Consider the following 6,238-nt stretch of genomic DNA (forward strand, 5'->3'; position numbering starts at 1 on the left):
TCGTGACCGCGGAGGCGGCGCCACTTCAGCGCCGCCTCCGCGGTCACGATGAGCAGGACCGGTGCGACCATGTGCACGCCGACACCGACCATGTCGCCCTTGAGCGCGGAATCACCGACGTTCAGCGCGAGGGTCATCAGGCCGGTGAGCCAGCGCAGCAGAGCGGGCCAGAACCCCGCCTTGCCATCCAGCCGGGCCACGATCGCGTCGACCCGGACCACGATCACCACCGCCGCGTCCACCACGACCGGCAGGATCGGTGCCGTCCAGCCCCAACCCTGGGGGGTGACCCGAAGAACCAGCGGCGTGACCGTGAGCACGGAGAACAGCACCGCGCCGACCACGATCACCCACGACAGACGCAACGTCCGCTCGGCCGCGTCCACTTCCTTCTGCGTATCCAGCCTCAGCATCACTCCCCCTCCCCGCAGAGCGCCACGGTGTCGGGGTGCGTGCTGTAGCCGGTGAGGCGGACGTGGGCCCCGGCGTAGTCGGTGGACGCGGTCAGGACCTGCGTCCGCCCGCCGCTCTGCTCGTGATAGGCCACCGCGCCGGTGTCGATGCGAAGGGCGGCCCGCCATGCCTCGAAGCCGGGGAAGTCCTCATGGAACGAGAGCTCCAGCCGGTCCGGGTAGATGCGGGAGACCGCGATGTTCGCGACGGGCAGGGCGGGGAAGTCCACGGCCAGCAGCCGCAGAGCCGCCAGCGGCGCGGCCAGAGCTGTCAGAGTCTCGCTCATGCCGCCGCTCCCTTGCCCAGCGGCCGGCGCCGGGCAGCGGCCCGGGACAGCGGGAGCGGGGTGACGTTGAACAGGTCCGGAGCGAACGCCTCGATCGCCTCGGCGGCGACCTGGCCCACCCGGTCCACGAGCCCGGGCTCCTCCGCGAGGATGTCCCGGGCCGCATCCCTGCGCGCGGCCCGCTCCATCTCGCTCTCGCCCTCCACCCCCAGCCACAGATCCAGCGGGGTACCGAGCGCAAGTTCGACAAACTCATCAGCCGAAACGGCCACATGACCAGCCACAATGTTCTTCATGGGTCGTGCTCTCCTCAAAGGCAGGCGGCCCTACAGCGGCCCCGGTGGTAGGACACCGGGGCCGCTGGCCGTGGGGTACTGGGATGGGGCGGGTCAGACGGTCGCGATGATCAGCGCGGCAACCAGCAGCCACAGGTGATGGAAGGACTGGTCCAGCGCGTAGGCGCCGGTCCCGAGCGTCGGGGCGTACCCGCCGCCGGCCGCAGCGGGGGCCGCCGGGTGCGCGGGGGTCCCGAGGCTGTAGAACTCGGACTTTCCGGTGACCTTGGCCAGCCACGCGAGCGTGGTGCGGCGGTCCGCCCACCAGTGGGTTAGGGCGTCGACCGTGAACCCGAGGACGAGACCGAGCGTGCTCACCCGCAGGTCAAGCAGGAAGACAACCGGCACAAGCAGGATCATCTTCGTGAGCGTCAGACCCAGCACGTGCCGGGCATCGGCCAGCCGGCCGGTCCAGCCGGGCAGGCCCTTCTTCGCAGCCTGGCACGACGACTGCACCCAGTGGTCGCCCACCGAGTGACCGACGTACAGGGCGATGAACACGGCGGCGAACGTCGCGGCGGCCATCACCGGGTGGTTCCCTTGGCCCGCGCGTCGTTCCGGCTCTGCTGGTTCCGTTCAGCGTTCCTGCGTTCCAACTCGGCCCGCTTCTCCGCATCTGTCAAACTGACGAACACAGGGACCTCCATAGGGTGCCTGTACTGCGCTGCCCCGGAGTTGCACCTCCGGGCAGCGCGCTTGTTGGCGCCGGTGGTTTCCGGCTCCCCTCAGCCCCGCCCGTACAGCACCGCGCGAAACGGACTGGACGGGCGGAGGAGGCAACCGGCCGCAGCACTGCTGCGCAGGTAAACCCGACCCACGAATCACCGGCTGTCCCGGTGCGCGAAGCGGCGGATCAGGTAATGACGCGGTCGGCGTGCCGCCGGGCCGGTCCAGCCCGGCGGCGCCTACCTATGTCGGCGGATCACGAGAACCTCCAGATCGGGAGGGAAGAAGGGGCAGGGCTTCACGGGCGGACCGTTGCCACGGCCGGCCAGTCCCGAGCCCCGAAGTCGGGCGCGCCATCGTCGCTGCTCTGGCGCGGTAGCAGGGCGGTCGTGCCGGGTGGCACCCCCGAAGGGGCGTTCTCCAGAGCCAGCACGTCAAGCACCGCCACGAACATCACCCGGTCGTCACGGGGAGCGGACCTCACCCGGCCGCCCGCGGGGACAGGGACTCTCACCCCATCTCAGTTCACTGTTCAGTTTTCAAGGACCAACCGCTTCCTTCGGGCTCACTCCCGTTGCCGGGGCCCTCAGGACGTAGCTCGAAGCAGCCCAAAGAAGGGCCCCTCCGGATGTGCATCGCGCTGTGGACTTCCGACTGATGCGATACCTGTATTACAGGTCCTACATGGCGGTCTCGTCAAGTCATGCAGCGAACTTCTCGGGATTCGCACCGGGACTTCCTGGCGCACAATCAGAATCGCCCCAGGTGAGGGGCGTTGTTCACCCCGTACGTGGACAGCTCGAAGTCATCTGGCTACCTTCAAGAAGTCCCCAGACGTCCCATCGGAGGTGGAGATGTCCAACGAGCGCTTACGGTCGGCCCTACTCGCGCAGGGAATGACCGTGCAAGATCTGGCGGAAGCGGTCGACGTCAACCCCAAGACGGTTGAGCGCTGGATCACTCAGGGGAAGGTGCCGTACCGGCGGCATCAGTACGCCACCGCTTCCCTGCTCAAGGTCGACGTGACGACTCTCTGGAACGACCACAGGGCGATCGACAGCGCGTCGGACCTGAGCAAAGCGGAGATTGTCACGGTCTACCCGCACCGGCACATGGTGCCGGCGGGACTGTGGCGAGACATCTACTCGCGCGCGGAAACACACCTTGACGTGCTCGTGTACTCCGGCCTCTGGCTGTCGGAAGATCCCCTGTTTCACGAGCTGCTCAAGGAGAAGGTCCAAGGCTCGACCCAGGTCCGCATCCTGCTTGGCGAGCCCGGTTGCGCGGCGGTTGAGCAGCGGGGCATAGACGAAGGCCACCGCATCATGGACGGCAAGATTCGCAACGCCCTGGTGAACTATCGGCCGCTCTTCACCAGCCACCCCGATGTCGGGTTCCGGCTCCACGACGCGACGCTTTACAACTCGCTCTTCCGCTCCGATGACGAGATGCTCGTCAACACCCACGTCTACGGCGTCGGTGCGTACATGGCGCCCGTGCTACATCTGCGACGACTCCCCGGCGGCGGGCTCTTCGACACGTACGCGAATAGCATCGAACAGACCTGGGCAGGCGCACGCCCGGTCGCACACCACGACATCACGGGAGCATGAGCATGGGCCGTATCGACTACCTTCACGATCCCGCCGCGCCGCCAGCCAACTCTGTCGTCCCTTCCGTCGTGGCGTTCGTCCAGAACCAGGCGGGCGAAGTGCTGGTGATCCGCCGTTCCGACAACGGCCGTTGGGCACTCCCGGGCGGTGGCCACGACGCCGGGGAGTCCATCAGCGACACCGTGGTGCGCGAGGTGTGGGAAGAGACCGGGATCAAGGCCGAAGTCATCGACATGTCCGGGATTTACACCGACCCTGGGCATGTCATGCAGTACGACGACGGTGAGGTGCGCCAGCAGTTCAGTATCTGCTTCCGGGCCCGTCCGGTCGGCGGTGAGATCCGTACGAGCGACGAGACGACTGACGTCCGGTGGATCGCGCCGGCGGACCTGTCGGGGTTTGACATCCACCCCACCATGCGCCTGAGGATCGACCACGCGATGGACCAGGCCCGGACGGTGCCCTACATCGGCTGACGGGCCGTACTGGCGAGCCGTACGAGCACCCGTGACGTGCTCGCCAGGATCTCCGGTTCGGCTCGCCGGATGAACGTACCAATGAGGCTGTCGGCGCCGTACCGCCCGGCAATTTCGTTCACCCGGTCCACGGGATTGGTGGGGGTGCCGTCGGGGGTGGTGTTCATGTCGCAGTAGCAGAGCGCATCGTTCAGATGCGCGCTCTCGCGGGGGAACTCGCTCTCCAGCTCATCCCGCAGCCCCCGGGCTTCCGCCTCCATCCATGAGCACGAGTGATGGGCGACCAGGCGGACGACCCGTTCGTCCGCGCTGGTCACCTCCCGGAGGTAGCGCGCACCATCGAGCGGGTGGAACCCGGTTTTGGCGACGTCGGGCGAGTAACCGATGTCGTGCAGCACAGCCGCGGCCTCCATGAGGTCGGCGTCCGTCCCGAGTACCGGGGCGATCGACCGCGCGCGGTCGGCCACTCCCAGCGAATGGGCCCACCGGCGTGGCAGTGCCTCGGCCAGCAGGGACTCTGCGAGCGGGTAGGCCCATGCGGTCAGTTCGTTCGTGCTCAAGGTTCGGGACGCTCCTCTCGGTCGGGCAGGGCCCGTACGGTTCGCGGCTTCCCCTGCCGGGACTCCGACAGCAGACCCGCGGCTTCCAACTTGTTCAGTACCTTCGCCACCGTGGGGCGCGCCACTCCGAAGCGCGTGCTCAGCTCGGACGCACTCGGGAACGGCTGGCCCACCTTCAGCTCGTCGTTCACGAACACCTCAGCGATCCGATCGGCCAACGGCCGGCGGTCGGTGCGGTCAGAGCCTCTGAGCACGCGCCAGTGCCCCCCAGGAACGGGTTCGGCGACTCCCGCGTCGCGCAGCACGCCAAAGGCCCGAAGCGCCACCCCACGGGAGATCCCGAAGTCCCTCATGAGATCCGCAACGGATGGCAGGTGCGTCATCCCCGCGTCAGCTTCGATCCGTGCCCTCATTGCGTCCGCGATCTTCAGGAAGGTACCCCGAGGGTTGACCTGTTGCGACACACGCTCTCCTCTTCCTTGACTACTTTCCTGATCACGCCAAGCCTCCGACGTCGGCGTTCTCAGCCTCATCGATCGGTTTCGTAGTCAAGCGTCCCATGCGTGCCCGCCTCAGCGTGTAGACCGAACGGGGCGGGCCGACGGCTGTCATGCCTCACTGCGCCGGGTCACGCTCCCTACCACGCGCCAGTCAGCCCAACCGACATTGAGTGACGAACCTGTCCGTTTGAATCGCCCGACAACGTGAGGGGTTGATCGCTTATGGGGACCCAGCCCAAGTGCGGTGCGCCGACGAAGACCGGAGGGAGCTGTCGACGGTTGGCGATGGTGGGCACGTCGCGCTGCCAACTGCACCAGGGGGAGTGGTCGGCGTACGGCGTGGCCAAGCGCAAGGCCGACGAAGCCAAGAAGAAACTCAAGCAACGGCGGAAGAAATAGGTGGCCACGCCCGGGCGTGCGGGCCGTCTGCGGGCCGCACGAGGGTGACCGGCAACGGTCACCCTCAGGGGAAAGATCGTGTGAGCGGCGTGTGAGAGCCACGGGCCGCAGGGCATCGACGCGCGTTTTCTGAGGTCAGAGTCGCATTGCCGCGCTACGTGATCATGCCCTCCGGAGCCGTGTGCGCAGGTTCGAATCCTGCCGGGGGCACTCCGGATCGAGGCGCTGAACAGCGGAAACGCGGTTCAGCGCTTTTCTCGTGCCACAACGCCGAAAGTTATTGCCGCGTTCGATCCGCCGGGCCGCGTAGGCGGACGGATCCGACCGAACGGTGCGGTGCGCGGGTCACCGTCATCGAGGTCTGAGTCACCGAGGTCTGGGTCATCAAGGTCTGACGCCGGCACTTCTTCACGGCCGGAGTCCGGACCGTCACGCTTCCCGCTCTCTACTGTTCCGCGTCCGGGGCGGCGGCCTGGCCCGTATCCGGGTCCGTGCGATCCGGGTCCAGATCGGCGTCGAGCAGTCTGCGCAGGAGTTTCTCGTCGCCGGCGGACAGGTCGTCGACGAATCGCATCAGGACGCTCTCGCGGTCCGGCACCTCCTTCATGGCCTGGTGCATCCGGCGGGCGGCGAATCCCGGCTCGTCCGTGGCGGGCGCGTACGCGAAGGCCCGTCCGCGCGGCTCCCTGGACAGTACGTCCTTGTCGTGGAGCCGTGTGAGGATCGTCACCACCGTGCTGTACGACAGGCCGCCGCCCATCCGTTCCAGCACCTCCCGGGGCGTGAGCGGACCCGGCGCCGACCGGAGCGCGGCCAGCACTTCGGCCTCGCGCTTGCCGTTCGCCAGACGGCGGTCCGGCTCGTACGCCCCGGAGGGCTCACCCGTGTCCAAGGTTGGCTGACTCCTCGTCCGTCCTCTACAGTCGCATCCATCTTCTACGCGCGCGTAG

General features: G+C 67.6%; 9 protein-coding genes. 2 read left to right on the plus strand and 7 right to left on the minus strand.

Annotated elements, in window-relative coordinates; genetic code table 11:
* The 4 genes from BFF77_RS26625 to BFF77_RS26640 form a co-directional block, all read right to left on the minus strand.
* Positions 1-413, minus strand: a 413-nt coding sequence (locus BFF77_RS26625; RefSeq protein WP_141698535.1) for a DUF2637 domain-containing protein, incomplete at its 3' end; no start/stop codon positions are given.
* Entirely contained in the window at positions 413-739 is a 327-nt protein-coding gene (locus BFF77_RS26630; protein ID WP_066954505.1) for a hypothetical protein, read from the minus strand. The genes BFF77_RS26625 and BFF77_RS26630, both read right to left, overlap by 1 nt.
* Positions 736-1,035: a hypothetical protein gene (locus BFF77_RS26635; protein WP_066954508.1), complete on the minus strand. Its 300-nt coding sequence runs from the start codon at positions 1,033-1,035 to the stop codon at positions 736-738. The genes BFF77_RS26630 and BFF77_RS26635 overlap by 4 nt, the downstream gene beginning before the upstream one ends.
* Positions 1,036-1,128: 93 nt before the next feature.
* Positions 1,129-1,599, minus strand: coding sequence for a hypothetical protein (locus tag BFF77_RS26640; RefSeq protein ID WP_066954511.1), 471 nt, complete (start codon positions 1,597-1,599; stop codon positions 1,129-1,131).
* A 995-nt stretch (positions 1,600-2,594) separates the two neighbouring features.
* Between BFF77_RS26640 and BFF77_RS26650 the strand changes: the two genes are divergently transcribed.
* Both BFF77_RS26650 and BFF77_RS26655 read left to right on the plus strand, forming a co-directional pair.
* Positions 2,595-3,353 (plus strand): helix-turn-helix domain-containing protein, encoded by a 759-nt coding sequence (locus tag BFF77_RS26650; protein ID WP_066954528.1) that lies wholly within the window; start codon positions 2,595-2,597, stop codon positions 3,351-3,353.
* A 2-nt stretch (positions 3,354-3,355) separates the two neighbouring features.
* The gene (locus BFF77_RS26655) at positions 3,356-3,829 is read left to right on the plus strand and encodes an NUDIX domain-containing protein (RefSeq protein ID WP_066954517.1); all 474 of its coding nucleotides are present in this window, start codon (positions 3,356-3,358) and stop codon (positions 3,827-3,829) included.
* Here the strand turns inward: BFF77_RS26655 and BFF77_RS26660 are convergent.
* From BFF77_RS26660 to BFF77_RS26670, 3 genes are all read right to left on the minus strand, one after another.
* A complete protein-coding gene (locus tag BFF77_RS26660; RefSeq protein WP_066954520.1) occupies positions 3,817-4,389 on the minus strand; it encodes an HD domain-containing protein in 573 nt (190 codons plus the stop codon). The genes BFF77_RS26655 and BFF77_RS26660 overlap by 13 nt on opposite strands.
* Complete coding sequence (locus BFF77_RS26665) at positions 4,386-4,853, minus strand: GntR family transcriptional regulator (protein ID WP_066954522.1); 468 nt, start codon at positions 4,851-4,853, stop codon at positions 4,386-4,388. Before BFF77_RS26665 ends, BFF77_RS26660 begins: the two co-directional genes overlap by 4 nt.
* An 880-nt stretch (positions 4,854-5,733) precedes the next feature.
* On the minus strand, positions 5,734-6,180 hold the full coding sequence (locus BFF77_RS26670) for a BlaI/MecI/CopY family transcriptional regulator (RefSeq protein ID WP_066954525.1): 447 nt from the start codon (positions 6,178-6,180) through the stop codon (positions 5,734-5,736).
* Positions 6,181-6,238: the final 58 nt, after the last annotated feature.

The sequence above is a fragment of the Streptomyces lushanensis genome (genome assembly GCF_001700515.1).
In the GTDB taxonomy this organism is placed as follows: domain Bacteria; phylum Actinomycetota; class Actinomycetes; order Streptomycetales; family Streptomycetaceae; genus Streptomyces; species Streptomyces lushanensis.

Bases quoted from the DNA above. Each gene is read 5' to 3' on its own strand.
- BFF77_RS26630 (WP_066954505.1), bottom strand. From the start codon at position 739: ATGAGCGAGACTCTGACAGCTCTGGCCGCGCCGCTGGCGGCTCTGCGG.
- BFF77_RS26635 (WP_066954508.1), bottom strand. From the start codon at position 1,035: ATGAAGAACATTGTGGCTGGTCATGTGGCCGTTTCGGCTGATGAGTTT.
- BFF77_RS26640 (WP_066954511.1), bottom strand. From the start codon at position 1,599: ATGGCCGCCGCGACGTTCGCCGCCGTGTTCATCGCCCTGTACGTCGGT.
- BFF77_RS26650 (WP_066954528.1), top strand. From the start codon at position 2,595: ATGTCCAACGAGCGCTTACGGTCGGCCCTACTCGCGCAGGGAATGACC.
- BFF77_RS26655 (WP_066954517.1), top strand. From the start codon at position 3,356: ATGGGCCGTATCGACTACCTTCACGATCCCGCCGCGCCGCCAGCCAAC.